Below are 26,916 nucleotides of genomic sequence, written 5' to 3'. Positions count from 1 at the left end.
CTTAATCGTTTTCGTAAAATGGTAAATAGAAGTAAATTATAACTTTCAGCCGAAAGGAGTTCTCCTATTATGAAGTATGGCTATTTCAATGACCAGGAAAAGGAATATATCATTACAGCTCCTGATACCCCCCTTCCCTGGATCAACTATCTGGGCAGCGAAAATTTCTTTTCCCTGATCTCCAATACCGGAGGCGGCTACAGCTTTTATAAAGATGCAAAGCTGCTAAGGCTGACACGGTACCGCTATAATAACGTTCCGCTTGACAGCAACGGACATTACTATTACATCAATGATAACGGAACGATCTGGAATCCGGGATGGCAGCCCTCTCAGACCCCCCTGGATTTTTATGAGTGCCGCCATGGCCTTGGATATACCTGCTACAGCGGGAAAAAGAACGGTTTAAAAGCCCAGGTCACCGCCTTTGTTCCCCTCCATGATCCCTGTGAGATTCATAAGGTGACATTGAAAAATGAAGGGCTGGGCTCCAAAGAATTTACTCTCTTTTCCTATGTGGAATTTTGTTTATGGAATGCTATGGATGACATGACAAACTTTCAGCGGAATTTAAGCACAGGAGAAGTGGAAGTAGAAGGTTCGGTCATTTATCACAAAACAGAATACCGGGAGCGACGGAACCATTTCGCTTATTATTCTGTAAATGCAGATATTGACGGATTTGATACGGACAGAAATACGTTTGTAGGAACCTATGGTTCAAACAAAGAGCCGGATATGGTTCAAAAAAACCGTTCCGGCAATTCCCTGGCAAGCGGCTGGTCTCCCATTGGTTCTCACCGGCTGTCCATTCACCTGGATCCGGGAGAAGAAAAAGTACTGGTCTTTCTCTTAGGCTATGCAGAGAATCCTGGCGAGCATAAGTGGAGCGCTCCAAATGTTATCAACAAGGAACCTGCAACATTGGTTATGAAAAAATACAGAACTGCTGCCCAGGTCGATCAGGCTCTTTCTGATCTAAAAAAGAATTGGGAGAATCTCCTTTCTACCTATTCTGTTTCCATGGCAGATGAGAAGACGGCCCGCATGGTAAACATCTGGAATCAGTATCAATGTATGGTCACCTTCAATCTGTCCCGTTCCGCCTCTTACTACGAATCAGGTACCGGAAGAGGGATGGGATTTCGGGATTCCTGCCAGGATCTCCTTGGCTTTGTACATATGGTCCCGGAACGTGCCAGAGAAAGAATCCTTGATATTGCCTCCACCCAGTTTGAAGACGGAAGTGCTTACCACCAGTACCAGCCTCTTACCAAAAAGGGAAATATGGACATTGGAAGCGGTTTCAATGACGATCCTTTGTGGCTTATTGCCGGAGTATCCGCTTACCTTCGGGAGACTGGGGACTGGGGAATCCTTGAGGAACCGGTACCTTTTGACAACGACGTTTCAAAAAGCCAGCCCCTCATGGAACATTTACGACGGTCCTTTGGGTTTACCAAGTTAAACCTAGGTCCTCACGGACTGCCACTCATCGGCCGGGCAGACTGGAATGACTGTTTGAATTTAAACTGCTTTTCCACAGAACCGGGAGAATCCTTTCAGACCAGCGGTCCCTCCGAAGGTCCTGTGGCAGAATCCGTCATGATCGCGGGAATGTATGTTAAATACGGCAAAGAGTATGCTCAGATTTGCCGTATGACAGGGCATGCCGATGAGGCTTTGGAGGCAGAGGCTTCTGTTCAGGAAGTGTATGACGCGGTTCTTCGGGCCGGCTGGGATGGAAAATGGTTTTTAAGAGCCTACGATGCCTTTGGGGGAAAGGTAGGTTCAAAAGACTGTGAAGAAGGTAAGATATTCATTGAACCTCAGGGTTTTTGTGTGATGGGAGGCATTGGCCTGGCAGAAGGACTGGCAGAGCAAGCGCTGGACAGTGTAAAGGAACAGCTGGATACGCCTTACGGGATTTTGATTTTACAGCCCGCCTATTCCGTTTATCACAAGCACTTGGGGGAAATCACCTCCTATCCCCCAGGATACAAGGAGAATGGAGGGATCTTCTGCCATAACAATCCCTGGATCACCATTGCAGAAACTATGATCGGCAGAGGGAACCGGGCCTTTGAGGTATACCGCCGCACCTGCCCTGCGTATACGGAGGAAATCAGTGAGATCCACAAAACGGAGCCTTATGTTTATTCCCAGATGATTGCCGGAACGGATGCAAAGAATTTCGGCGAAGCCAAAAACAGCTGGCTCACCGGAACAGCTGCATGGACTTTCGTCAGCATATCCCAGCATATTCTCGGGATCAGACCTGGTTTTCACGGCTTAATCGTAGATCCCTGCCTTCCCGATTCCATTAAGGAATTTTCCGCCGTTCGTAAGTTTCGTGGTGCAGAATACCACATACACGTAAAAAATCGCAGCGGTGACCAGAACGATGCTCCCGGACTCTTTGTTGATGGCAGGCCCATCGAAGGAAATGAGATTCCCTATACAGAAGGGAAAAAGGAATATCATGTGATGCTTCAATTGGGATAATTGAAAGGGCAAGGCCAGTTTTATGGCTTTGCTTTTTTCCTTATTTTATGCTATAATGTGGGAAAAATGGCTAAGGAGGCTTTATTATGGATTTCTTACAATTGGCAAAAGATCGTTACTCGGTGAGAAAATTTAGTGAACGGAAAGTGGAGAAGGAAAAACTGGATATGATCCTGGAAGCCGGAAGAGTGGCTCCTACTGCTGTCAATTATCAGCCTCAGAGAATTCTTGTGATAGAAAGCGAAGAAAATCTTACCAAATTAAAATCCTGCACCAGCTATCATTTTCATGCTCCCATGGCTTTGCTGATTTGTTATGATAAATCTGTCAGCTGGAAAAGGTCCTACGACCAGGCGGACATGGGCATGGTCGATGCCAGTATTGTCACCACCCAGATGATGCTTCAGGCGGCAGCACTAGGTTTAGGAACAACATGGGTGGGACATTTTGATCCGGAAGCCATCCGGACAGCTTTTGAGATTCCTGATTTTCTGGTTCCTGCAGCACTGCTTCCCCTTGGCTATCCAAGAGAAGACTGTCAGCCCCATCCCCTTCATGAGAAACGTTACGATTTGGAGCATACCGTGTTCTTTGACTCCTTTGAAGGGATAAAAGAAGGGAAAACCACAGAAAAGTAAATACTAATACACCCCCCTTTTTCGCAGGGAACCAGGCTATGAAAGATAGCTGTTCAACGAGAAAAAGGGGATTTTTTTCGATATGATTCTGCCCGCACTATCCAGAGAGCATAACTTTCATGCAAGCTGCCCATACCATCTGCATATGATATATATATACTGCGTCAAAAAGGCATAGGAGGCTTTTCATGCAAAAAATTCTGGACAATGAATATTATGATTTCATTATAAACAATGCTTTGGTTCCGGATTTTAATAACAATCAAAACGTGACAAAACTCAATGAAAAGCACTCTCTGCTCCATATACATAAAAGCAAGATGGATGCGTGTGATCTGGGACTTCATTCCTATGACAGTTTTCCTTCCCTTTTTACGCTTTCCTCAAAAGTAAGCGTGGAAAAATCAGGCATCGGAAGTGTCCAGAGACAACCCCACCTGAATCTTTTGGGACTGGGAGTCATCATCGGGATCATAGATACCGGCATCAATTACCAGCATCCAGCTTTCCGCAATCAAGACGGGAGCACCCGCATTCTCTCTATTTGGGATCAAACGGATCAAAGCGGTCTGCCGCCGTCAGGATTTGACTTTGGCTCTGAATACGGGAAAAACCATATTAATTCAGCTTTAAAATCATCTGCCCCCTGGAAAATCGTACCGACCAATGATACCAATGGACATGGGACCGCTATTGCCAGCATAGCCTCCGGAACACCAAATGAAGAAGAATCCTTTACAGGAGTGGCACCTCAAACCAAGCTGGCCGTTGTAAAGTTAAAAGAAGCCAAAAAAAATCTAAAGAACATTTTTCTCGTACCGGAAGATGCTCTCTGTTACCAGGAATCGGATATCATACTGGGAATCCGGTTTCTTATCTCCGTTTCGGAACGGTTAAACCGGCCTCTTGTCATCTGCATTGCTCTCGGCAGCAGCCAGGGCGGGCACAGCGGACGGGGAGCACTCAGTTCTTATATTGACCATATTGTCAGTCTGCCTAAAATTGATGTCTCAATAGCTGCCGGCAATGAAGGGAACAAAGGCAGACACTATTTCCATCATGTAAGTTCACCGCCGTTTCAACACGGCTTTTATATGAATATAGGAAACGCGGATAAAAGTTTCTCCATGGAAATCTGGCCTTTCCCGCCTGGAAGAGTCCTTCTCGATATCGCATCTCCTGACGGAGAATTTATCCAGGAAGAATCCCCCTCCGCCAAAGCCTGTCAAAACTATCAGCTCTTTTATGGGGAAACCAGGATCTGGGTCAATAATATCAATATGGAGGGAGAATCTGGTGATCAGCTGATTCTGGTCCGTTTTGAAAATCCCATTCCCGGTCCCTGGTTTTTTATGCTCCATAACATTGAAAATGAGCCGTTTTCCATTCGATCCTGGCTGCCTTCCGGAAACCTGCTTTCCAGAGAAACTTATTTTTATGAATCCACCTCTTCTACCACCATCACCGCACCAGGAAATGCCAGAAACCCGCTCACGGTTGCCGCCTATGACCAGTTTAACGATCAGATTCTGGCGGAATCAGGAAGAGGTTACACCAGCTTCGGTCAGATCGTCCCCGATATTGCGGCCCCTGGCTTTCGTATCCCCTGTGCCATGGGGGAAAATGAGTATGGAATCATCACCGGTACAGGAGCCGCCGCTGCACATGCAGCCGGAGCCGCTGCCATGGTGATGGAATGGGGCTTTTGCAGGGGAAACCTTACGAATGTTACAGGGCTTTTAGTGAACCGTATGATCGTCAGAGGTGCAAGACGAAGCAGCACCGATACATATCCCAATAACACGTGGGGATACGGACAGTTGGATATCTATCATTTATTTAAACGGATTTCTGTCATATGAACCCAACATGGATCTGATGTGGACAAAAAAAGGAACGGTTCCCAGCTAAACTGAGCACCCGTTCCTTTTTATTGTACTATAACGTTCTGCTGCTTTTGTTCTTCTTAATATAATACAGAAGTGATACCATGGCACCGATGAACGAAATTCCCGCCAACACCAGATAACCGAACCTGAGGCTGAACGCGGAAGCCAGGCTTCCTGTAAAAATAGGAAATGTGGTCATTCCCACGGCATAAACTGCCTGAAAAAGTCCCATCGCTGTTGAACGCTTCTCTCCGGGAATTCCGCACATGGCCTCAGAGGTTATATAAGAAAACAGGATTCCTGTGGACATTCCGGGGAGTATCTGAAGAATCAAAAGTTCAAGTACACTTTTTGCTGACGGTATCAGGATACAATATACAGATACAACGACAAAAACTGCCGGTATCCAGAACCTGGGACCTTTTTTACAACAGAGAAACGTAGAAGCAAACGCAGCAAAACCTACAGCGGAAATCATGTATATAATGGAAGAGATTCCAACAAGTCCATTGGAGGCTCCAAGATCCTTTAGAATCTGATTTGTAAATGACATGGCAGTTGTAAGCTGAATTCCCTGCTGAATGAGAGCAAGTATGGCGAATAACCATAGCCTTTTGATTCTGCATACGGAAAGAAGGTCCCTGGTATGAATGGTTTCCATCTTTCTGCATGGTTCCTTAATCTGAAGTGAGAGAAAAAAAGCAAGCAGCCCGGCACACACGCTGAGAATACAGATTCCCACCATTCCGATGCTGTTGTAGCCGATGGTGCTTAATAAAAACCCCACAAGCATACCAAAGTTGTTAAACATTACAATTCTGCTGGTAGCCGACTGCTGGTCCTTTGCAGAAAAGTGATTGGTGTAAAACACCATAAAGGAAATCCACATGGCCGATGCCAGGCCCGAAAACAGGTTTGCAACTAAAAATCCCATTCCATTACCCCAAAAAATCCGAAAAAAAGAGGCCAGACCTGAAAACAGCGTTCCCGCCATGATAAAACCTTTATGTCTTCCAATGGAATCCGCACAAAGTCCTATGGGCAACCGAAACAACAACTGGGTGATCCCATATGCTCCCACGACCATTCCGGTAAAGGTACTGCTTACACCTAAAAGAGTCAGATAAGTCGTCTGATAGGGGATGTATATATACTGCGCAAACCAAAACAGGGAAACCATAGCAAGATAACGGAGTTCCTGTTTACGCGTAAAAGTTTGATCGTTCAATTTCTATCCCTTCATTTCCTGTTTTGCTGAGAGTATTCCTCCAAAATACGATGAATATGGACCGTTAAATACATTTCTTCCTGTCTCGACAGCCTGGAATTAAATTTTTCCTGGATAAAGATTTCAATTTTTTTGACACATTCGTATTCCATCGGACAGCTTTCTATCACATGTGTATAAAAAGAATCTTCATAATCATAGAGGTCCTGACTGCCATCCACCAGCCTTTGTGCAAAAAGCCGCAAATGGGTTAAGAAACGGGTATATCCGATTCCATCTTCATTATAAACAATGGAGAAGTTATATTTCACAATATCTAAAATCCCTTTGACGGTTTCAAATATTGTCTGGTCGTCTGTACTATAAGAGTTATTTTTTTGGGCATTGATAAAATGAAAGGCAATGCTGCCGGCCTCATCCTGCGGCAAATCCACCTGCAGCTGCTCCCTCACAAGCTGCAGGGCATATAAGCCGACCTGATATTCCTTCGGATTAAAACGCAATAAGGTCTGTGTATAAAAATTCTGTATAAAAATCCCCTCTTTGTATCTTTTCACAGCAAAAGAAAGATGATCCGTAAGTCCCAGATAAATGTGCTCCATCAGTACCATGCCATAAGTTTCAATGGCATAGTCGATCACCTGTTTGGCCAGTTCAAAATAAGTACTGTCAATTTCAGATGCAAGACGGATGATATTTTTGGATATGGACCGATCTTTTAAGACAAACACTTTCTCAATGTCTTCACTTTTCAAATGATGTCCGATGGATTTATTAAAACCGATTCCCTTTCCCATCAGAATTACTTCCCTGCCGCTGTCATCAATTGCCAGCAGCAGAGAATTATTCATTACCTTAACAACCCTCATAACCAAACCCCATTTCTGTTATTTAGAGTTCTTCCCCGTTCGTTTTGATTACGCGGCTATACCAATAAAAGCTGTCCTTCTTAATGCGGCGCATATCTTTTAAATCATGATCTTCACGATTGATATAAATAAATCCGTAACGCTTCTTAAATCCTTCGTGGGAGCTGAGTAAATCCATAACAGACCATGGGGAATATCCCATCATCTCAACTCCGTCCTCGATTGCCTGACTGCAGGCCAGAATATGCTCTCTTAAGTAGTCGATCCTGTAATCGTCATGGACTTTTCCGTCTTCTGTCAGGGTATCGGCGGTACCAAGTCCATTTTCCGTAACGATAAGCGGAAGATGATATTTTTGATAATAATTGTTTAATACGGTTCTAAGACCTAACGGGTCGATCTGTGCTCCGTATTCGCTGGAAGCGAGATGCTCGTTTTTAATATGATGAAAATATCCGTACTGGTCAAAATCAACCTGATTGATCGGGAAGGTTCTCTCTCCTACCGGATGGTCGTCATCCGCCGGCAGATAGCTGACGCAGAGGGTGCGGTAATAATTGAGTGCAATGAAATCCATCTTTGCATCTTTTAGAATCTCTTCATCCTCCGGCATCATAACCGGAACAATATTTCTCTCTTTTAAGTAACGCATATAATATCCGGGATAACGGCCGTAGTAATGCATGTCCAGACAATAATCGGTCTTAAACCAGTCATTTAACCTTGCTGCCCAAACATCTTCCGGACGATTGCTCTTCGGATAGGTACAGGTGGAAGACACCGCCGGACCGATCTTTCCTTCCGGAATGATGGAATGGCACGCTTTCACAGCCAGTGCATGGGCCAGGAACATATGATAATCCATCTGTGCCCTCTGGCGGTCTGCCTCCCAGCTGTCTTCTGCGGTGATATTTACCCGTTCATCCACACGGACCATAAGGTTCTGCTCATTGTGGACCTGCCAATAGGTGACTCTGTCCCCAAATGCCTCAAAGCATACCTTTGCATAACGTTCAAATGCCTTTACACACTCTCTGGATTCCCAGCCATTGTATTTTTCAACCAGTGCATAGGGAAGGTCAAAATGATACAGGGTAATAAATGGCTGAATGCCGTTTTCCAGCAGGCAGTTGATCACATCATTATAAAATTTGATACCTTCCTGATTGATTTCTCCATCCCCATCCGGGATGATTCTTGCCCATGAAATGGAAAAACGGTAAATGTCCAGCCCCATCTCTTTCATCAGGGCAATATCCTCCGGCCAATGATGATAGAAATCGCTGGCCACCTTACTGTCTGCCTGTAAATGGGAACGCTTAAAGGAGTTTACATCAGCAACCGTAGGGCCTTTGCCGCCTTCATTCCAACCGCCTTCGATCTGGAATGCGGAAGAAGATGCTCCCCATAAAAAGTTATCTGGAAACTTGGCTTTCATTTTATTCATATTAAAACTCCTTTACTGATTTTTTTTGATGGCAATGACCGATGTGTTAAGTGCCGCTTTTTTGCCGGCAATACCGGAAACCTGCTGAAATACAGGAGTATTGCTTACAATGATCGGTACAATCGTATCATAGCCTTCCTTCTTTAACGCATCAATATCAAAGGACAGAATTTTTGTTCCTTTTTTAATATGAGCTCCTTCTTCAACAAATTTCTCAAAATATTTTCCTTCTAACTGAACGGTGTTAATTCCAACGTGAATGATCATTTCCACCCCATTATCCAGCATAAGACCAAGTGCATGGAGTGTGGGATAAATCAAAGTTACGGTACAGTCCTCGGGAGCCACAACTTCCCCCTTTTCCGGGATGATCGCAACACCGTTTCCCAATGCCATAGAAGAAAATACTTCATCATTGACTTTTGTCATGGAAACAGCCTCTCCTTCGATGGGTGAGCCGATTAATATATCCGCTTCTGACGGGTCCAATTCTGCGATCTCAGTTTCTGCCTTTTTTTCTGCTTCTTTTTCTGCTTTTTCTTCTGTCACTGATTCTGTAATTTCCGCTTCTGAAGGCACGTTGGCTTTCTTTTTCTTCTCTCCCACTTCTTCAAACCCAAACATGTAAGTAAGTATCATTGCGCCAAAGAAGGAAACACCGATACCAATCAGGTAATATATAAATGGTTTCAGACCAAATGCCGCATAAGTTGCAAAGGTAAGAATTCCGTTGTTGGCAAAGGAATCACCGTATACACCGCCGATTCCCATGATCGCACCGCCGACGGCTCCGCAGATAATGGCATAAATCATCGGTTTTTTCAAACGCAGGTTACAGCCGTAAATAGCTGGTTCCGTAATACCGCAGACAGAGGCAGAGATAGCTGCAGATGCCGCTACTGTCTTTAAATCTTTATTCTTCGTCTTTAACATAACCCCCAGTGCAGCTCCGCCCTGTGAAAAGTTGGCCGCACCTGCAAAAGCCAGAAGATTCTGATGCCCAAACTGAGCAACGTCATTGATACCGATAGGAAGAAGCGCCCGATGTGCTCCGAAAATAACAAATACGCACCACATCCCTCCGATAAAAGCGCCGCAGAGGGCCGGACTTAGATTCATCATGCCGGTGTAAACAAAGTTAATGGCATTACCGATGTAGATACCAATGGGTCCAAATACCATAAAGGTTGCCGGAATCATTACAAGGAGTGATAAACCAGGGACCAGAATAATCTTTAATACTTCCGGAATCACTTTCTCTAAAAATTTCTGTACATAAGAAAGAATGAAAACGCCGATGACGATCGGTATCACAGAGGAAGCATAGCTGGCTTTGGTGATGTTAATGCCAAACATGCTTACTGCCTCCTGTCCAGTCATCAGTGCGACAACGGAAGGATAACACATGGTACCGCCAAGTGCCATGGCAATGAATTCATTTGCTTTAAATACCTTGGCACTGGTATAAGCTAAGATCAACGGCATGAAGTAAAACAGGGCGTCCGTTCCAGCCATGATCAGCGTATACGTCTGATTTACCGTAATATCCACACCCTGCTTCGCTGCAACGATTTTTGCAATGGTAAGGAAGCCTTTTAAAAGTCCGGAAGCTGCAATGGCCGGGACCATAGGAGTAAACATGGCTGAAACCGCAATCAGGATACGGTTCCAAATGGAAGTCTTTTCTTCGCTGATTTCTGTGGTTTCATCAATGGACAGCATAGGAACGATGGCATCATAAACCTTATTCACTTTGGTTCCAAGAACCACCTGGAACTGGCCTCCGCTTTCCACAACGGAAATTACACCTTCTAAATGCTCAATAGTCTCTTTATTGGCTTTCTTTGTATCTTTTAATTGAAATCTTAATCTTGTAAAGCAATGGGTTAATCCATTTACATTCCCAGAACCGCCAACATTCGACAAAATGTCTTTGGCAATTTGATTATAATTCATATTCAAAACCCCTTTCAAGTATTTTCTCATTCGTCATCCGGCCGGAATGACAAAATAAAAAGACCCAATTAAACGATCTCCCTATAAGACAAAATACCCCATTCGTCTTATACGCATACGTTTAATCCGATCTTGCCTGCATTACCAGTAACACGTCTTCATAATTATTATTCAGTTGTTATCAACTTAACCATAATATAACACGATTTCTGCAATCACGCAATCCTATTTTAGGATTTTCTGCATTTAACACAAATACCAGACATGTTTTTTGTTGAAATTGCATAAATCTTGTAGAATGGGTGGGAATACAGACCGTACTCTCACCCATTGTCTCTTATCCAGTTTCCCTTTACTTGCCTATCTTGCTGCCCCATATACATGTATTGTTGTTACCTGCCGCGGTAAATGTCATTACCGGCTTTGGGCTGCCCATTTCGTCATGTTGTTTGAAAAATACTCCCTCATAGGATGTTCCATTGATCATCAGAGTTATATAGTCATATTTTTTCCCTTTGGTTCTTTTCCAGGTTCCCTCTCTGTCGCCCTCAATGTTTCCATTTTCAAGGAGCGTAATGGTCTCTTTTTTTACCATGTCAGAAGTCGTTTTCTGACCGTGATCGTAAAAGTCATATTTGCCCCATACTTCTTTGGAGTTATAATGACTGATGACATCATTTTTATTTTCAAATACGGCAGTTACAGGCCAGCCGTTTTTACTTAGAAATTGCTGATGGACCCGAACTTCATGGTATTCTGTTCCATGATCAAATCTTTGATGATATACCAGATAACGGTTTGAATCTCCATCAATGAGGGCGCTGTTATGACCGGCTGCCTTATATCCCGTACTGCTTCCTGGTAGTTGGTAATTAGCGATCAGCTTGATTCCGTACTGCTCATTGTTCCTGCAATTGTCTGCAGCATTCTTTCCTGAAGCATCCAGGTAGGGACCGGTAACATTCTTAGAGCGGAACAGGCGCATGTTGTACCCGCCGTTGGCAGTCAGACTGCCGTAGGTTTCGTACAGATAATAATACCGGCTTTCCTTGTCATAGGTGATGTATGGGCCTTCCCCGGACTGATGGTTCCCTCCGGCCAGATGGATGCCGAAATATCGGTCCACATAGTTTCCGCTCACATCATCCACGGAATCCGTTCCCGGATATTTGACTTCGCCTGTCTCCCGGTCCAGTTCACAAAGATAGATCCCGCCGGACCAGGAACCATAAACCATGTAAAGCGTTTTGCCTGTTTGATCAAAAAACAGGGCAGGATCAATGGCATTGGGACCATAATTGTGATTCCATTCATTTCCCTTAAACCACCGGCCGCTGATGCCATCCTTTAAAACACCGGAATCCGTCAGTTTTTTCAGATTGAGATAGTCATTATCCCATCGCGTATTTCTGCTGCTATTTCCGTCTGTTTTACCGTCTTTTGTAAATCCGGAATACAGAACCGTATCCACATAGGTATAAGGACCTTCTATTTTTTTTGAAACTCCGTAACCAATGCAGGATCTGCGCCAGGTAGAGGATGCGCTGTAATAAAGCATATATGCCCCCTTGCTCCCGTCTTCATTCCGGTAATAGGGATTCCAAAGAACATCCGGCGCCCAGACGGCATACTTTCCGCCGGAGCAATCTCCATCATCATATCCGGCCCACAAAAAAGATTCCTTTAAATTATCCCTTGTATTCCCAAACAGCCAGTTATCTGTCACATTCTCATAATCACTTCCCAAAGATGTCCAATTGACCAGATCCTCTGATTTTGCACCTGCAAGATGAGAGCCAAAAATATAATATTCCCCATTTTCTGACTCAATGACCGAGGGATCGTGAACCGATACCCGTTTTGGCGTTATCTGGTTGTTTGGGGAATTCTTATTAAGTTTTGCTCCGCTTGCATGAAAAAACAAAGCAATTACAAAAACTGCGATCCCTACTGCTGTCAGGATCATCATAAATCCCCTTCGTTTCACCCCTTGATTCATAAAACACCTCACCCCTTGACAGCACCAGCTGCCATACCTTCTATAAAATATTTTGAAACCATAAAAATACGGTCCATGCCGGGATAACCGCAAACACCGTCCCTGTAATCATAATATGATTCCATTCGGCTTAGTGCCCATACAATTCTTATTCAGGTAAAGCAATAATTCCTGAAAGGCTACCGCTTACTCCTGTACCAAAAATCAAAATTTATTTTTTAAGTCCCTTTACACAAAAAAGGATTCTGATTAACAACCTTTAAAATAAGCCGTCAATCAGAATCCGCGATTCTGTTATACAAATTATAGTTAATCTTTCATCCCTTATTATAATACTTATAACTATTTAAAAGGATTCCCTTGTGCTCAGCCGCTGTCCTATTCCGACATTTTACAACGTTTCCGATATTCTTCCATAATATCCCTGAATATCTGGCCATTGGTTGGCGGTGTGTATGTAACCGCATTGGCACCCGCTTCAATGACGGCTTCAATCGACTCTTTATTGGGCCCTCCAGTTGCAATAATCGGAAATGTTTCATCAATTTTGCGTAATTCCCGGATAATCTCAACGGTATTTTTCCCGCCTGATACATTGATGATTTTGGCTCCGGAACGAAGCATGCGTTCTTCTAAATTCTCATAAACTGAAATAATGGATAATACAATAGGAATATCAATATATTCCGTCAATTCCTGTACAAATTCCGTTTTCGTAGGGGCATTTAATACCACCCCTGTGGCTCCGTGCAGTTCCGCATCCAAGGCAATCTCACGGACTCTGGCTCCGGAAGTGGTGCCGCCACCTACTCCTGCAAAAACTGGTTTTTGCGATACATCTATGATCGCTTTCGTGATTTGCATGGTGGGAGTGAACGGATATAAGGCAATGACTGCATCCGCGTTACAATTTGCAATAATGGCAACATCGGTTGAAAATAATACGGATTTGATCCGCTTTCCATTGATGATAATTCCGGTTGCCCGATTGATCGTGTCAGGCACTATTACATTATGGCTGCGTAAGTTGGTGTTGATTCTTGGCACAATTCTTTCTTTCATATGATTGCCCTCTCTACGGTTGATATAAATCATTTTCACATTATATCATACACCAGGAATTAATGTCATTCTGAATTTTTTTACATTCAAACCTTGATTACCAAGCCGATCCAAACCCAGTTTTCCTTGATTTTAAATAACATTTTTCCAAATAACACAGCAACCCCGAAATCAATTAAGATCCCGGGGTTGTTTTATCTTTTGAAAACATTCTTTTGTAGTTTAACTTTATGTATCATTGTCTTTTGTATATATTCAGCATACCATAATTGTCAATATTTGTCAATATTTATTTTCTACGTTTAGATCTCTTTTTTATCGCTCAATTTCACATTCAGAAACCTTATTTTTTATCCAGCCCATGTCACACTTCAAATCAGAAATATCATTATAAGGAATCCTCCGGTTGGCAATCTCCAAAGTTCTGCTCGTATTATCGATTCGCGTCACCCTTCCGGTCATTCGTACATACTCTCTATCCTGAAAATATTCCACAGTAACCATGTCTTCTTTCCCAAGCTGTCTTAACTTCCAATCTAACTCTTCCGTCTTATCCTCCGCTAAATCACGTTTGGGAACCATAATCCGTCCTCTTTCTTCCAGCGCTTCCTGAAACCCCTTCAATGCATCAAAAGGCATAAATTGTTTCGCCCGGCTTTTCCTGTCCATTTTCCTTCTTCTACTCTCCACTTTTATGACCTCCAATCTGCCTGTTACGTTCTATGGTTGTACCGCCTTCCTGCAGATCCATTCCACGTACAAGGGCATTTTTGCCAAACCTTTCTTTGATTTCCAATGCCGCCTTCTGCAACCTCCTGTCCTTTTCCAGCTGTGTCTGGTCGGTAAACAAATCGTACTGTTCATAAGCTTCATCAACAATATGATTGTAAGACAGACTCAGCCGCCGGATCGGTTTGCCCTTCTCCACAATACGCTCATACAGTCCCATCACATAAGGGATGATCAATCGGTAGGAATTCGTGGTGACGGACATATTTGCGGTTCCTATGGAAGGTTTTAATCCCATTTCATTAGAATATCCGATCATCAATGACATCGAGCTGGTAATCACATTTTTATGTGCCATATTCAGACATAAGCCATCAGCCATCTCCTTTACAATCAGTCTGCACTCCTCGGTGCTGTAATCTCTTGCAAGCACCTGACTGCTGGATAGGGAATTGGTTTTGGGCTTATATTCCTTAATGTCCGCCATGGTGGTGGTTTCCCTTCCCCAGGCATGGTCTATCAAAAGCTCTGCATCAACACCAAACATTCGGTAAAGCGAGTCTTCCTTTGCGCGGGTAATATCCCCCATATTGACAATGCCCATACGATTCAGCCTTTTTGAGATGCCCGTGCCGATTCTCCAGAAATCAGTCAGGGGCTGGTGCTCCCACAATGTTTTTTGGTAGAGTTCCTCATTCAGATATCCGATATTGTCTTTCGCATGCTTTGCCATAATATCCAGTGCCACTTTTGCCAAATACAAATTGGTTCCGATTCCTGCTGTGGCGGTGATTCCTGTAGTACTTTTAATATCCTCCATAATCTGTAAAGCCAATTCCTTTGGGCTCATGCGATACATGGAAAGATAATGGGTCACTTCAAGAAATGACTCATCAATGGAATAAACATGGATATCTTCTTTGGAGATATATTTTAGATAAATACCATAAATATCCACCGAATATTCGATGTAAAGTTTCATTCTTGGCGGTGCCATAAGGTACGGCACATCTTTGGGGATCTCAAAGACTCTGCATCGGTTCTTGATTCCCAGTGCCTTCATAGAGGGTGAGATCGCAAGGCATATTGTTTTCTCGCTTCTCTCAGGGTCAGCCACCGCAAGATTCGTAGTCAGAGGATCAAGCCCACGCTCCACACATTCTACAGAAGCATAAAATGATTTAAGGTCAATACATAAGTAGATCTTCTCTTCCATCCGAGAAACACCTCCCATTTTTATTACCATGAATGGAATCTAATCTAATTATACCAATAGAACATATGTTTGTATATGTGCTTTTTCTGGAAATTTACGTTATGAGGGGATATAACTATCTGCCCTGGTTTTCACAGGCTTCCCGTTACACATCAAAGCTGCTGCCGTTGACAAATGGCTCTTCATTCAAATTTTCAACCAATTGTTTTGCTTCCACCAAACCCATTTGGGTCTGTTCACGGACTTTTTAACCGCTTGAACCATTTTACCTTTTCGTTTCAACTGAGTGATCTCCTCTTTTAACTCATCTGAAATCCAGAAAGAAGACAAATCTTCATGACCTGTCCGTTTTGCTAATTCATTTAGCCGTTTTTCCTGATTTTGAATCACTTTTTTCAATGCAAAAATTTCATTATATGCCAGAAATATGACAATGCACATGAATGCAATCACCAAATATTCCACTCCTTATTCCCCCTTTCCTATAATTTAATTAAAATTATTAATCCGTCGATATTGAAAGTATATCATAAAGCAGAAACAAACATTGTTTAATATCCATGATTTTCACTTATTTTCAAATAAAATTTTGAGCTTGCCCGAAAGTCTTAAAACTATATTTATCGTATTCACCTTGATTTTGTTCGGTTATGCCTATACACTAAAGTCAAAGAACATGCGCTTATTGATTTCGTAAGGAGAGGGAAAATGGAAGAATATATTCTTTTGGTCGATGATGAAACAGGAATTTTAGATATGCTGGAAATCGTCTTAAAGAAAGAGGGATTTCGCAATATCAAAAAAGCACAATCAGGAAAGGAAGCAGAAAAGATGATTCGGGAATTCAATCCCAGACTCATCGTATTGGATGTTATGCTTCCGGATGTCAACGGACTGGAGTTTTGTATGGAACTACGTAAAAATTCCGATGTACCAGTCCTGTTCTTAACGGCTAAAACATCCGATTACGACAAACTGACTGGATTTGCAATGGGAGGTGACGATTATATTACCAAACCTTTTAATCCAATGGAGGTGGCCGCACGAATAAAAGTACAGCTGAAACACCAGCACATGTATTCTAAAACAGAACACCTCAATCTTTTACAATTTGAAGATTTTACAATCAACAAGGATTCCTGCGAAATTAATAGAAATGGAACTGTTTTGGATTTTACTGCACTTGAATATTCCCTGCTGCTTTATTTTGCAGAACATCCCAACAGAATATTTACGACTGCTCAATTATATGAAAATGTGTGGGGCCAGATGAATCTTGGGGAGGAAAAAACAGTTGTAATGCATATTTCCAGGATACGAAAAAAAATAGAACCTGAAGCAGAAAAGCCTAAATATATCCACAATATTCGAGGTCTGGGTTATAAATTTATTCCACACAAAAAGGAGGCAAGATAGGATGAAGAGTGCCTTTCAGACGCTTGGAAAAGTTTTGCTGTTAATGCTCACACCTTTAATTGTTTACCTATTCAGCCTCCGGGTATTTTTGGAATTGTTTTCATTGCTGCGCAAAATATTCCCCCTGACAGGCCCCGTAAATGAAGAAACCATGCGCCACACAGCGATGTTTCTTTCTGCATTACTTGTTGCAGGCATGTTTTTTATTTTTGTATTACGGCCGGTATTATATGTGATTCAATGGATTCAAACATTGGCAAACGGGGATTTTCACGAACCAGCACAAGGAGATCATGGCAAATTCATTTTAGCGGGCAGATGGTCACATTTTCTATACAGGGAGCTTTGGGAACAAATGCATTGTTTAAGCCGCAAGCTGAAACAAAGTGAAGCGGACCGGGCTGAACTGGAAAAAAACAGACGGGAATGGCTTGCTGGAATCACACATGACTTAAAAACACCTCTGACCTATATTCAAGGATATGCCTCTATGATCTCTTCACAGCAATACAAGTGGACTGACGAAGAAATCATTGATTTCGGAAGTAAAATCGAGGAAAAGTCCAAACATATAAAAGATTTGATTGATGATTTGAATCTTTCCTTTCAATCAAAAGACGGAAAAATCGCGGTCCATAAAACCGAAACCGATGTAATTGCATTGATCCGCCATTGCATATTGGATATTGCAAACTCTCATCAATTCTCAGCTTATGAGTTCTCTTTTGAAACAAATGTAAACAGCTTACCCATGGACGTAGATCCCACGTTGCTCCAAAGAGCTTTGCAGAATATTCTAATCAACGGGATCGTGCATAATCCTCCTGAGACGGCAATCGCCGTATCTGTTCACAAGCAGGAAAATGTACTTTCAATCAAAATTGCAGACAATGGAAACGGAATGGATGACGAAACAAGAAGAAATCTTTTTGAAACCTATTATCGCGGAACGTCTACGAATGGACCTGCGGAAGGATCAGGACTGGGCATGTCCATCGCCAAAAAATTTATTGAGCTGCACCATGGTTCCATTTGCGCAAAAAGTACCATAGGACAAGGAAGTTCTATCTTCATTGAACTGCCTATTTGAATTATTTGTACGATTTTATCTACATTTTACTTTCGTTTACCTGGTTGCTAAACGAATAGTGTATCCTTCTGTTATAAAGAAAAACAGGAGGATTTGTTATGTCTAACTATATAATTGAAACCAATGGCCTGACACGACGTTTTGGCCAGCATGTTTCTGTGGATCATATCGATTTACGGGTTCCAGAAGGAAAAATCTACGGATTCTTAGGCGCAAACGGTGCAGGAAAAACCACGACAATCCGTATGCTTCTCAGCTTAATTCGTGCAGATGAGGGTTCCGTCCAGATTATGGGGCGATCTCTGGAAAAAGACCGTGAGAAAATTTTAAGAAACATCGGTTCTTTGGTGGAAGGTCCCTCTTACTACGGTCATTTGCCAGCATATAAAAATCTTAAAATAATTTGTAAGCTTATGGATTTGCCTGAGGAAGATATTGATAAGGTTTTAGATATTGTACGGTTAGCACCTTATAAGAAGCAAACTGTGAAGGGCTATTCCCTTGGCATGAAACAACGTCTCGGCATTGCGCAGGCATTAATCCGCAGACCCAAGCTGTTGATTTTAGACGAACCAATCAACGGTCTTGATCCGGCGGGTATACAGGAAATCCGTAATTTAATGCTTTCTCTTTGCCATGAACAGGGAATTACTATTTTTTTATCCAGCCACATTTTGAGTGAGATACAGTCTATTGCAGACGAAATTGGCATTATCCAAAATGGGAAGCTGATTTTTCAGGACAGCATTCAGGAATTAGAGAAAAAAAGCCCTACCAAACTTTTCGTTCGGACAGAAAACCAACAGGAGGCATTTCGTGTATTGTCCTCTTCCGGAGCTGATGTAGTTTTGCAGGGAGAAGAACTGCTCATATCTTTAAACGGACAAATGGATCAGGCAAAAGTCTTCCATCTCCTTCAACCTTTTTCCGTACAGCATATGCGGGAATCAACGGCTTCTTTAGAGGACATTTTTCTGGCATTGACAGGAACGGAGGGCAGCTTATGATAAAGGCATTATTATATGTGGAATTTTATAAAGCAAAAAAGCTTTGCTATATTGTTCCAATTGTCAGTGCTATAGTACTCATTTTATTTACTTGTATGGAGTGGTATTTATACTTCAGGCAAGGAGAATACGGGATTTATGCCGGCTTAAATATCATCTATATGTTTCTGTCTTTTACCATGCTGCTTACCATATCCCTGCTCTGCAGCATGGTATCGGAAACGGAGCATCAGGCTCAAGGTCTTAAATCTATTTTTGCCACACCGGTAAGCCGCACTGCATTTTATTTTTCCAAGGCAGTCTGGGTAGCTGTTCTGATGCTTGGGTGCAGTACGTTGATTTTAGGAGGCTTTTGTGTGGTGTGGATACTGTACACAGATAAAATATTACCGTTTGCATTTTTAGTAAAACAAATTTTCGGTTGTTTGGCGGCTTCTTTTCCTGTGCTTTCCATCCAGCTGTTTCTTTCTCTTTCTTTTCCGAATCAAACCGTTCCCCTTGGCTTGGGTGTGACTGGGGCAATATCCAGTCTCTTTCTGCCTCGAATCACTCAGAAAGTGTTATACCTTCTTCCCTGGGCATATCCATCTATGGCAAGTCCGTTTATGGAAGGATATAAAACATGGATTGGGATCGGTTTGGGCTCCGGTCTGGTTTTGTTTATTACAGGTGCTCTAAAGTTTCGTACTATAGAAATAAAATAGGAGGTTATAAATATGTATCGATTACTTCATTCCGAATTTCTAAAAATAAAATGGCTGGTTATTGTTATCATGTTAATATTAGAAGGTATTGTAACATGGGTTCTTGCGGCGGGCAATGCAAAGTCCCTGTCCTACTATTTTCCCTATCATTGGACAACCCTTTATTTTCAGGCCGTATCATTTCATGGGCTGTTCTTTCTGCCTCTTTTTACAGGGATCTTTGCCACGTTTTTGTGTTTTTATGAGCACAAAAACGGAGCATGGAAGCAATTACTTACATCGCCCTATCCCCGGTGGAAAATACTTCTATCCAAATTTTTAACTCTAGTCATTTTAATTGCGCTGATGCAGCTTCTGTTCTTGACAGAATATTTAATTAGTGGAAATTTAATTCATATAGGAGGCATAATTTCATGGAAACCTATCATACGGGGCATCGTTGGCGGATGGCTGGCGTGTTTTCCTCTTGCCATGTTACAGATTTGGCTTGCTACCCGTTTTCAATCCTTTGGCGGGGCCTTGTTACTTTGTATTTTTTCTGTCATACCTAATATTGTTCTCACAGGGCTTCCTGCTTCATTAGGGGCATGGTTTCCATTTACCTCTCCATATTATGCCATGTTTCCGCAAGGACTGAATCTATCTCCACAAGTGGAGGTAATTTCATTTATATTCATTGTTGTTTTCACATTTATTGTCTATCTTATTTTAAGTATGCGATCTTTTGTTCGTAAAGATTGGTTGTGACATAGCTGTTGTAAGCAGCTGCTGAAAAACTATTTTTAAACACTGCCTGGATGAAACGAGGCTTTATTGTTTTTGAATTCTAATCCTTTTCCGCTGTATAAAAATGACGGAGAGGGTTATGGTGTTTTGCGAGATAAAAGTACTCCGTTTTCACATTTCCATAAACGGAAGTTTTATACTACATGGCGAAACTGAGATGCTGTTTTTACTAGGAGAGTTAAAGATTTACCCACCTAGTTACCAGACTTTGTTCCATTTTGATTCTTGTTTATTACTGTTTCAAAACTTGAAGGGGATTTCAAAATATGAAATTCGATTACAAAATGGAAGCTCGGAATGCAATTGACCTGTTCTTAACATATCTTGATATGAAAATGCAAATTTTGGCACTCAACATGTATAATTTGAGCACTTGTGTTGATTTTTTACACGTTAGTATTACTATATCAATAGATTAAAGTTGATTAACTATTTTAGGGGAATGCTAATTTTTTAGAAGAAGCTTGTAAATAACAAATAATTTATTAGCTTGGTTTATATTTAGATGCGTTGTAATAAAATAGTGATATAAAGAGAAAGGAATTACAATATGTCTATAATTGACTTTATATTGGGATAAAAGAAATTTCAATTACTTTTGATCCCATGCAATTCGCTAAAGCCCAAACACTTCTTTGTAAAAATAAGATTACTTTTAATGCAAAAAGGACGTATGCTGGAAGTGAAAATAGGCGAACAGGAAATTTTATATCATATGGGGAACAAGTTGACAGCGAAACACAATATCAAATATTTGTCCCAAAATCACAATTTAGATTAACAACCCATGTTCTTGCTAAAATGCATGAGCAATAATTGGTCTTTATCAAATGTAAGGAGGATTCATATGATTATTAACAAGATTTCAAAATCAAACTTGTAACGAATAAATCCATTTTTGCGATGTGACTTACCAGCGTATTTGATAAGAAGATTAGAGTTATGAATAAAAAATGTCACATTCCAGGCATTTCCTAAAACCTGCATATCGCCCCCAGGCATCTTTATGCAGCATAAGATTATCACTTCCACATTTCTTGTACTACCCTTTCTTCTGCCATCTAATGTGCCAAATACTTTTCCCTGCCCCACTATAAAAATGAGTTTTGTTTTAGTGGAAAGTAATGTACCCAAAAACAAAAAAGGAGGAGCAAATATATGTTTAAAAAGTTATTTACAATATTATTTTCGGTTATTATGGTTTTGGGAATGGGTAAGATGACCTTTGCGGCTGACGCATCGGTAGTTTCTAAGGATGAAGTAATAGATCATCTGAACTCTATTGATTTTGGCAAAGATGTCACATTTACAGCGTTACCACAGTCAAAATTAAGTGACCAAGAGTTGTTGAAATTTGAATCTGTTGAGGAGGCAGAAGCATATCTGAAAAAATCTATAGCGAAGTCAAGCAAACTTACAATGCCTTCCCAATCTTCTTTGCAAAACAGTATTATGCGACAGGTTAATACCAATGCTCTCGCAGGAAAAGGTGGTGCAGCATGGTACGATGGTGAGGTATGGTGGTGGGGTGGTGGAAACACAAGTTTGTTATCGATGACACATGCTGTGGTTAAGTTCTATTACAATGGTTCCAATAAAATATCGAATATTACCGTTAAGGATTCTTATATGACGGGAATTGTTGGCGCTACTTGGACACATAGACGTGGTAGTGCTACAGCATTGGGAGGATTGAACGCAAAATATTCTGTAACAGGAACGTGGTTTATTGGTATTTCTGTAGCGGGTTACCCTGTTGGTGCTTCTTTTAATGAAACTCTGAAATCTAATACAATTACTATGAACATTGATTGATATGAAGAAGAATGTTGTTTTGATAATCGTAGGGCTACTTTTACTTATATTCGTTATTATCTTTCCGCTACCGACGATGTTAGCAATTTCTGGAGTAGTATGGAGAATCATAATTGGATTCTTTGGTTGTATTTTGATTTATAAAACAGTTCGTAAAAAATAATGCTGGGGAAAGTATTTGGTACATTAGATTGCAGATAAAAGGGTAGTGCAAAAAATATTCAAATGCGGAAGTGATAATCTTATGCACGTTCAATCGCATTGTCACTTGCCGTCAGGCAGAGGAAAACAATTTATGAAGGTATGGTATTAACAGCCGAAAGATTCAAGCGATAAAGAATTAATAGTTATTACCTTAAGGTCTCCTATTTTTCTTATAGGAGACCTTAGATCTTTTAAGTGTCAAAGAGTTTAGTATCTATAAGGATTCCTGGTAAATGCTTCAAAAAATAGTGTACTATTCAGTTTACATTATTTACTGGCTCCCTTTGGAGTATTTGCAAACAGCCAGGCACGTCTTGCAGTTGCAAATGGCTTAATGTTTGCTTCACAAAGATTGATAGAAAGTGGAATTCTCCCATTTTCAAGGTGGGTTTATCTACAAATTCCGATATATCTTACAGCTCTAAGAACTAAATACTTATTTGACAGAATCCAAATCTTTTGCCAAAACGTTCATTTTCCATACACACCACGGAAACCGCAAACATATTTCACTCTACCTAACCACAAAAATACACCTTATATCCCCTTCAAACCCCCGAAACCCTTTAATTTCCTACGCTTTCCGCGACAGCAAACAAACAGTTTCCACATTCCTGTTGACGGAAGTTTGATACTACATGGCGAAAATATACAAGTATATTAAAGTGAGGGGTGACCTTTCTACCCCATCTAATAAATTTCCATACCATAACAAAACATCACTCTTAATCAGATCTTATCTTTGCATTATACGGATAATGGGAAGGTGCCACTTCAATTATCATTAATTCTCCAGTTTAATAGTGGCTTGCCTTTTAGAAGTATATAAAGAAGGGCGAAATATTTATATTCTCCTTTAACCATCTATTTTTCATAACATCTAAAGTTCGAAAATCAAGACTTGATAAAGATTTAAAAATATCAATCAGACTTCCCCAATTTCCATTCCATATGTTTGATGAATGCTGCCTGCATCCATACATGCAGAAATGGATATCGCATTTTTGTTTCAAACAATTATCTCCAGATATACCTTTAATTATTTTATGAATTCCATCCCTGAATGAACCCTTGCTTTTTCCAGCATAATACACAATTGATACCCGAAATATTTTACCATCTTCAGGATTGGGAAGTATTCTTTTTATTGCATTCATATATAAATCCCAGTATCGAGGATCTTTGATGGCTATTTCACCTGGAATATTATAATACGGAATATTAGCTGAAATTGGAACTGCTCCAAACCCTGTAGTTAAAATATATGTTGGTATTGATTGATGGTATTTATTTGCTTCAATATTAGCATTAACAATTATTCTGCTTCTTTGATTTGAATAAAAATTCTCTTGCACGTTCACCATTTTAGAATCATATGTCATTTCGGGTATTTCCAATTCCGGTTTACCATCAGCAACCAGCATTATAGGATAATTATCCTGTCGGTCGGGTACATATTCGTTATAACATAAATCTTGATTCAATACAGTAGGGGGACTATATTCATCAATATAATTACTTGAGAGTCTAAAAGAATATTCGAGTAATTCATTTTTATTTATTTGAGAACTGATCTTTTTTGAATTGGAAAACAGAAATTCTTCAACCTTCTCAGCTGTAGTATTCAGTTCATTTGCTGCAAGTCTGAGTACAGAAATATAATCAATAAAGTATTCCAATCCCCTATTAGTCAAACGTTTAATCCCAAAGAGGGCAGCAGCATTCATTGACGTGAAACTATCTTTAATTAACACTTTGGGCATGATTCGTCTATTATCTTGCTTATAAAATATAGAATTTTTGTAAAAAAAGATTCTCCCAACCACGGAATGTGGTTTTCATACTCCCACAATAAATATGCTTTTTTTATATCATCTTTCTGCAAATATTTAAATGAGTTTAATATGTTTTTGTTAAACCTGTCGGTATTCAAAGAATCTCTGAATATTTTACCTATTCTATACAGACCGTATCCTTGCGATGCATAACCCCACATAAGGCAAAGAATGCCGAATTTCAATGTGTTGTCATAACATACTGATTTTTCCAATAATAAACTTTTGCCGATTGCAATTATTGTTCTTTTAATAATTTGAAATTCATCTTTATATGTTAAAAGATCAATTTCATCCTGTAACAGCTTAAGGTTAATACTTTTAAGTATTGAATTCACGTCATTCAAAGAATATCTACGGCCATATAGGTTGTCGTACATATAATCATCCGTGTTTATGTTGTTAATTGTTGTTCTGGCTATTTGCCTAACTTTGGTCTTTTCATATTCACTCAGCGGCATGTTGACCTCCTTTTAGAAAAAAGCAGTTGTATTATGGATGATGGGAAATTTATCCTATTGAGACAATGTAATATTTTTGAATTCCCAAATCCAGCCAGCATATTGGGTAATTGCCATCTAAAATAATATAATCCTCCATTTTTCCTACTCCTGTTGGTTTATATATTTTTCCGTATACTCTTTTCTCTTCTCGAAAATATCTGTAGACTCCTGAGTTGTTACTTCCTGTATAGAACAGTCGATCATTCACTAATACAATAGCAAAGTTTTGTGTAAAGCCCTGCGCTTTAAGTTCTTCCATGAATTTAATATCTTTTACGAATGCATACATCTGCTCTGGATATTGTCCATTGAGCGGATGTTTCAACTCAATAGCATACCGTTCTTTCAATTTATCATTATAAATTACAATATCGATTTCTTTTTTGATAGTCTTTGCGTTTTTACAGAAAAATGATACGTTACGTTCAAACTGTACCTTATAGTCAGGCAATTGTTGGCGCAAAAATATCCCCAACTCATGCTGCAAGCTAAATTCATTATAAATTTCTATGTTGCTTTCCTGCATATAACCAAAAAAATCATGTAGACGCTGTTCAATAGCATTTGAAACAAGTCGATAATTTGCAGCTACAACTTTTGTAGGCATCTGAGATTTCTTATCAATCTCCTCAGTTTCAAAAGATATTTTTATCTCATTTACGGTATATTTGTACGGCTGCTGAGCACCTACTCTTACTACCCGTCCTTTTGCTACCATTTTCTGCAAACTTCCAAATACGATTGACTGATGCTTCTTTGTATCATAAAGAGTATCTGTTATTTCGCGTGCAGACATCGGTTCTCCGTGTTTAAGTAATTGTTCATAAATTTTATCTTCTTTAGTCATAACATTTTATCCTCTAAATTTATAAGACATGCCTTTACCTTAGCAAATACGGTAGCCATATTCATCCCCATAACCAAATCACCCACTAACACAGCACATAACACTTTTCTTAGATTTTTCATTTTTTATCCTCTTCAATGATAGGTACAGCCTTCATACCAATCAAAAACATCTCCGTCACATATTTCCAAATCCACTTCAACCGGTTGATCTAAAACTATTATTTATTCATTACTTAAGTTCTTTATATGTTTTTTATAAAATACAAAGCAATGTAAATTTTTTACATCGCGAAACATACTAACATATTAAAGTAAGTAGGTAACCTCTCTACCCCATCTATTAGATTTCTGTGTCATAATTAATACATCACCCTTAAGTAAGTCTTATCTTTGCACTATATGGATAATGGGAAGTATATTGTTTATTTGAAGATTTGAATTACAGGGTGTTGTCTCCCTTATTATTAACTGCTTAATAATCATTTGATTCCCTATACGCTTTAGCTCTCTCACAGCAAATTTCATAATCGGGAGAGCCGCAAACTCGCTTAGCCTCACATATGGCATCGATTCTATTGATTTTGTCGAATGGATATTCTTTCGTTAGTTCATCATCTTTTTCAACGACAATTAATCTGTGCGGCTGATGTACGAACACCACATCGAAAACACTATCTTTTGTCGCTTTCAGTATTGACTCGATATCTAAAAGTTGCAAACATGGGCGTAATTCTTGATCAGAAATATACAATCCACGCCGTGAAAACATCTTGTGGTCTGGGTATTTAAGAAACTTCCTAGATTTATCCTGGATTGCATTAACAATGAGAGTGAGAGGTTTTTTATCGTTATAACCGCCACCGCTCATAAGAGAAAATCTCTCAGAACCTGGTAGTTGCTTAGTCTCACTACGATATTTCCTCGGATATCTTAGGTTGTTGATGTATGTATTAGCATTTTCATATGTTTCGCAGTTCAGAATCTCTGAATCGATTTGACGTTGCTCTCCGTCTTTTTTGTCAATAGCTTCTGTTACTTCAATCCCGAAGTTGCCTATTTGCAGGTCAGGCTTATCTTTAAGCCAATCAGCCGAAAACGGCTCACAAATCTGAGCAGTTTTTATTAAAACCAAAGCAGCATATGCTTCTAATTCCTTTTTTGTCATAAGC

General features: G+C 40.4%; 23 protein-coding genes and 1 pseudogene. 9 read left to right on the top strand and 15 right to left on the bottom strand.

The window, feature by feature from the left end; genetic code table 11:
- Window positions 1-69: 69 nt before the first annotated feature.
- From VIG27_RS07925 to VIG27_RS07915, 3 genes are all read left to right on the top strand, one after another.
- A complete protein-coding gene (locus tag VIG27_RS07925; RefSeq protein ID WP_394526987.1) occupies window positions 70-2,505 on the top strand; it encodes a GH36-type glycosyl hydrolase domain-containing protein in 2,436 nt (811 codons plus the stop codon).
- Window positions 2,506-2,591: 86 nt separating this feature from the next.
- Window positions 2,592-3,143: a nitroreductase family protein gene (locus VIG27_RS07920; protein WP_394526985.1), complete on the top strand. Its 552-nt coding sequence runs from the start codon at window positions 2,592-2,594 to the stop codon at window positions 3,141-3,143.
- Between the two features lie 188 nt (window positions 3,144-3,331).
- Complete coding sequence (locus VIG27_RS07915; RefSeq protein WP_394526982.1) at window positions 3,332-5,005, top strand: S8 family peptidase; 1,674 nt, start codon at window positions 3,332-3,334, stop codon at window positions 5,003-5,005.
- A gap of 76 nt (window positions 5,006-5,081) precedes the next feature.
- Here VIG27_RS07915 and VIG27_RS07910 read toward each other — a convergent pair whose 3' ends face one another.
- From VIG27_RS07910 to VIG27_RS07870, 9 genes are all read right to left on the bottom strand, one after another.
- On the bottom strand, window positions 5,082-6,260 hold the full coding sequence (locus VIG27_RS07910) for an MFS transporter (protein ID WP_394526980.1): 1,179 nt from the start codon (window positions 6,258-6,260) through the stop codon (window positions 5,082-5,084).
- Window positions 6,261-6,271: 11 nt separating this feature from the next.
- Window positions 6,272-7,129 carry a PRD domain-containing protein gene (locus VIG27_RS07905; RefSeq protein WP_394526975.1) on the bottom strand — a complete coding sequence of 286 codons (858 nt, stop codon included), beginning with the start codon at window positions 7,127-7,129 and terminating at the stop codon, window positions 6,272-6,274.
- A 22-nt stretch (window positions 7,130-7,151) separates the two neighbouring features.
- Entirely contained in the window at window positions 7,152-8,576 is a 1,425-nt protein-coding gene (locus VIG27_RS07900) for a glycoside hydrolase family 1 protein (RefSeq protein ID WP_394526972.1), read from the bottom strand.
- 12 nt (window positions 8,577-8,588) lie between these two features.
- On the bottom strand, window positions 8,589-10,532 hold the full coding sequence (locus VIG27_RS07895; RefSeq protein ID WP_394526969.1) for a beta-glucoside-specific PTS transporter subunit IIABC: 1,944 nt from the start codon (window positions 10,530-10,532) through the stop codon (window positions 8,589-8,591).
- Window positions 10,533-10,884: 352 nt separating this feature from the next.
- Window positions 10,885-12,531 (bottom strand): glycoside hydrolase family 43 protein, encoded by a 1,647-nt coding sequence (locus tag VIG27_RS07890; RefSeq protein ID WP_394526967.1) that lies wholly within the window; start codon window positions 12,529-12,531, stop codon window positions 10,885-10,887.
- 378 nt (window positions 12,532-12,909) lie between these two features.
- Window positions 12,910-13,593, bottom strand: coding sequence for a hydrolase (locus tag VIG27_RS07885; protein ID WP_394526965.1), 684 nt, complete (start codon window positions 13,591-13,593; stop codon window positions 12,910-12,912).
- A 315-nt stretch (window positions 13,594-13,908) separates the two neighbouring features.
- Window positions 13,909-14,283: a YolD-like family protein gene (locus VIG27_RS07880; RefSeq protein ID WP_394526963.1), complete on the bottom strand. Its 375-nt coding sequence runs from the start codon at window positions 14,281-14,283 to the stop codon at window positions 13,909-13,911.
- Window positions 14,273-15,538, bottom strand: a complete 1,266-nt coding sequence (locus VIG27_RS07875; protein ID WP_394526960.1) for a DNA repair protein — start codon at window positions 15,536-15,538, stop codon at window positions 14,273-14,275. Before VIG27_RS07875 ends, VIG27_RS07880 begins: the two co-directional genes overlap by 11 nt.
- Window positions 15,539-15,724: 186 nt before the next feature.
- Window positions 15,725-16,003: a hypothetical protein gene (locus VIG27_RS07870; RefSeq protein ID WP_394526958.1), complete on the bottom strand. Its 279-nt coding sequence runs from the start codon at window positions 16,001-16,003 to the stop codon at window positions 15,725-15,727.
- Between the two features lie 243 nt (window positions 16,004-16,246).
- Here VIG27_RS07870 and VIG27_RS07865 point away from each other — a divergent pair, with 243 nt between their 5' ends.
- The 6 genes from VIG27_RS07865 (at window position 16,247) to VIG27_RS07840 (ending at window position 22,356) form a co-directional block, all read left to right on the top strand.
- Entirely contained in the window at window positions 16,247-16,954 is a 708-nt protein-coding gene (locus VIG27_RS07865) for a response regulator transcription factor (RefSeq protein ID WP_394526956.1), read from the top strand.
- Window position 16,955: 1 nt separating this feature from the next.
- Entirely contained in the window at window positions 16,956-18,044 is a 1,089-nt protein-coding gene (locus VIG27_RS07860; protein ID WP_394526954.1) for a sensor histidine kinase, read from the top strand.
- 98 nt (window positions 18,045-18,142) lie between these two features.
- The gene (locus VIG27_RS07855) at window positions 18,143-19,051 is read left to right on the top strand and encodes an ABC transporter ATP-binding protein (RefSeq protein WP_394526951.1); all 909 of its coding nucleotides are present in this window, start codon (window positions 18,143-18,145) and stop codon (window positions 19,049-19,051) included.
- Window positions 19,048-19,755 carry an ABC transporter permease gene (locus tag VIG27_RS07850; protein ID WP_394526949.1) on the top strand — a complete coding sequence of 236 codons (708 nt, stop codon included), beginning with the start codon at window positions 19,048-19,050 and terminating at the stop codon, window positions 19,753-19,755. The genes VIG27_RS07855 and VIG27_RS07850 overlap by 4 nt, the downstream gene beginning before the upstream one ends.
- 12 nt (window positions 19,756-19,767) lie before the next feature.
- Window positions 19,768-20,502, top strand: coding sequence for an ABC transporter permease (locus tag VIG27_RS07845; RefSeq protein WP_394526947.1), 735 nt, complete (start codon window positions 19,768-19,770; stop codon window positions 20,500-20,502).
- 1,197 nt (window positions 20,503-21,699) lie between these two features.
- Window positions 21,700-22,356 (top strand): hypothetical protein, encoded by a 657-nt coding sequence (locus tag VIG27_RS07840; RefSeq protein ID WP_394526945.1) that lies wholly within the window; start codon window positions 21,700-21,702, stop codon window positions 22,354-22,356.
- Window positions 22,357-22,827: 471 nt separating this feature from the next.
- Here VIG27_RS07840 and VIG27_RS07835 read toward each other — a convergent pair.
- The 6 genes and pseudogenes from VIG27_RS07835 to VIG27_RS07810 form a co-directional block, all read right to left on the bottom strand.
- A pseudogene (locus VIG27_RS07835) lies at window positions 22,828-22,935 on the bottom strand (IS66 family transposase); the annotation flags it as partial.
- Between the two features lie 440 nt (window positions 22,936-23,375).
- Window positions 23,376-24,323, bottom strand: coding sequence for a hypothetical protein (locus VIG27_RS07830; RefSeq protein ID WP_394526943.1), 948 nt, complete (start codon window positions 24,321-24,323; stop codon window positions 23,376-23,378).
- The gene (locus VIG27_RS07825) at window positions 24,308-24,856 is read right to left on the bottom strand and encodes a hypothetical protein (protein ID WP_394526941.1); all 549 of its coding nucleotides are present in this window, start codon (window positions 24,854-24,856) and stop codon (window positions 24,308-24,310) included. Before VIG27_RS07825 ends, VIG27_RS07830 begins: the two co-directional genes overlap by 16 nt.
- A gap of 49 nt (window positions 24,857-24,905) precedes the next feature.
- Window positions 24,906-25,745 carry a hypothetical protein gene (locus VIG27_RS07820; RefSeq protein WP_394526939.1) on the bottom strand — a complete coding sequence of 280 codons (840 nt, stop codon included), beginning with the start codon at window positions 25,743-25,745 and terminating at the stop codon, window positions 24,906-24,908.
- The gene (locus tag VIG27_RS07815) at window positions 25,742-25,867 is read right to left on the bottom strand and encodes a hypothetical protein (protein ID WP_394526936.1); all 126 of its coding nucleotides are present in this window, start codon (window positions 25,865-25,867) and stop codon (window positions 25,742-25,744) included. Before VIG27_RS07815 ends, VIG27_RS07820 begins: the two co-directional genes overlap by 4 nt.
- A 352-nt stretch (window positions 25,868-26,219) precedes the next feature.
- Complete coding sequence (locus tag VIG27_RS07810) at window positions 26,220-26,912, bottom strand: hypothetical protein (protein WP_394526934.1); 693 nt, start codon at window positions 26,910-26,912, stop codon at window positions 26,220-26,222.
- Between the last annotated feature and the right edge of the window lie 4 nt (window positions 26,913-26,916).

The sequence above is a fragment of the Lacrimispora sinapis genome, assembly GCF_043633585.1.
Classification (GTDB): domain Bacteria; phylum Bacillota; class Clostridia; order Lachnospirales; family Lachnospiraceae; genus Lacrimispora; species Lacrimispora sinapis.
This window is presented reverse-complemented; position numbering and strand designations above follow the sequence as displayed.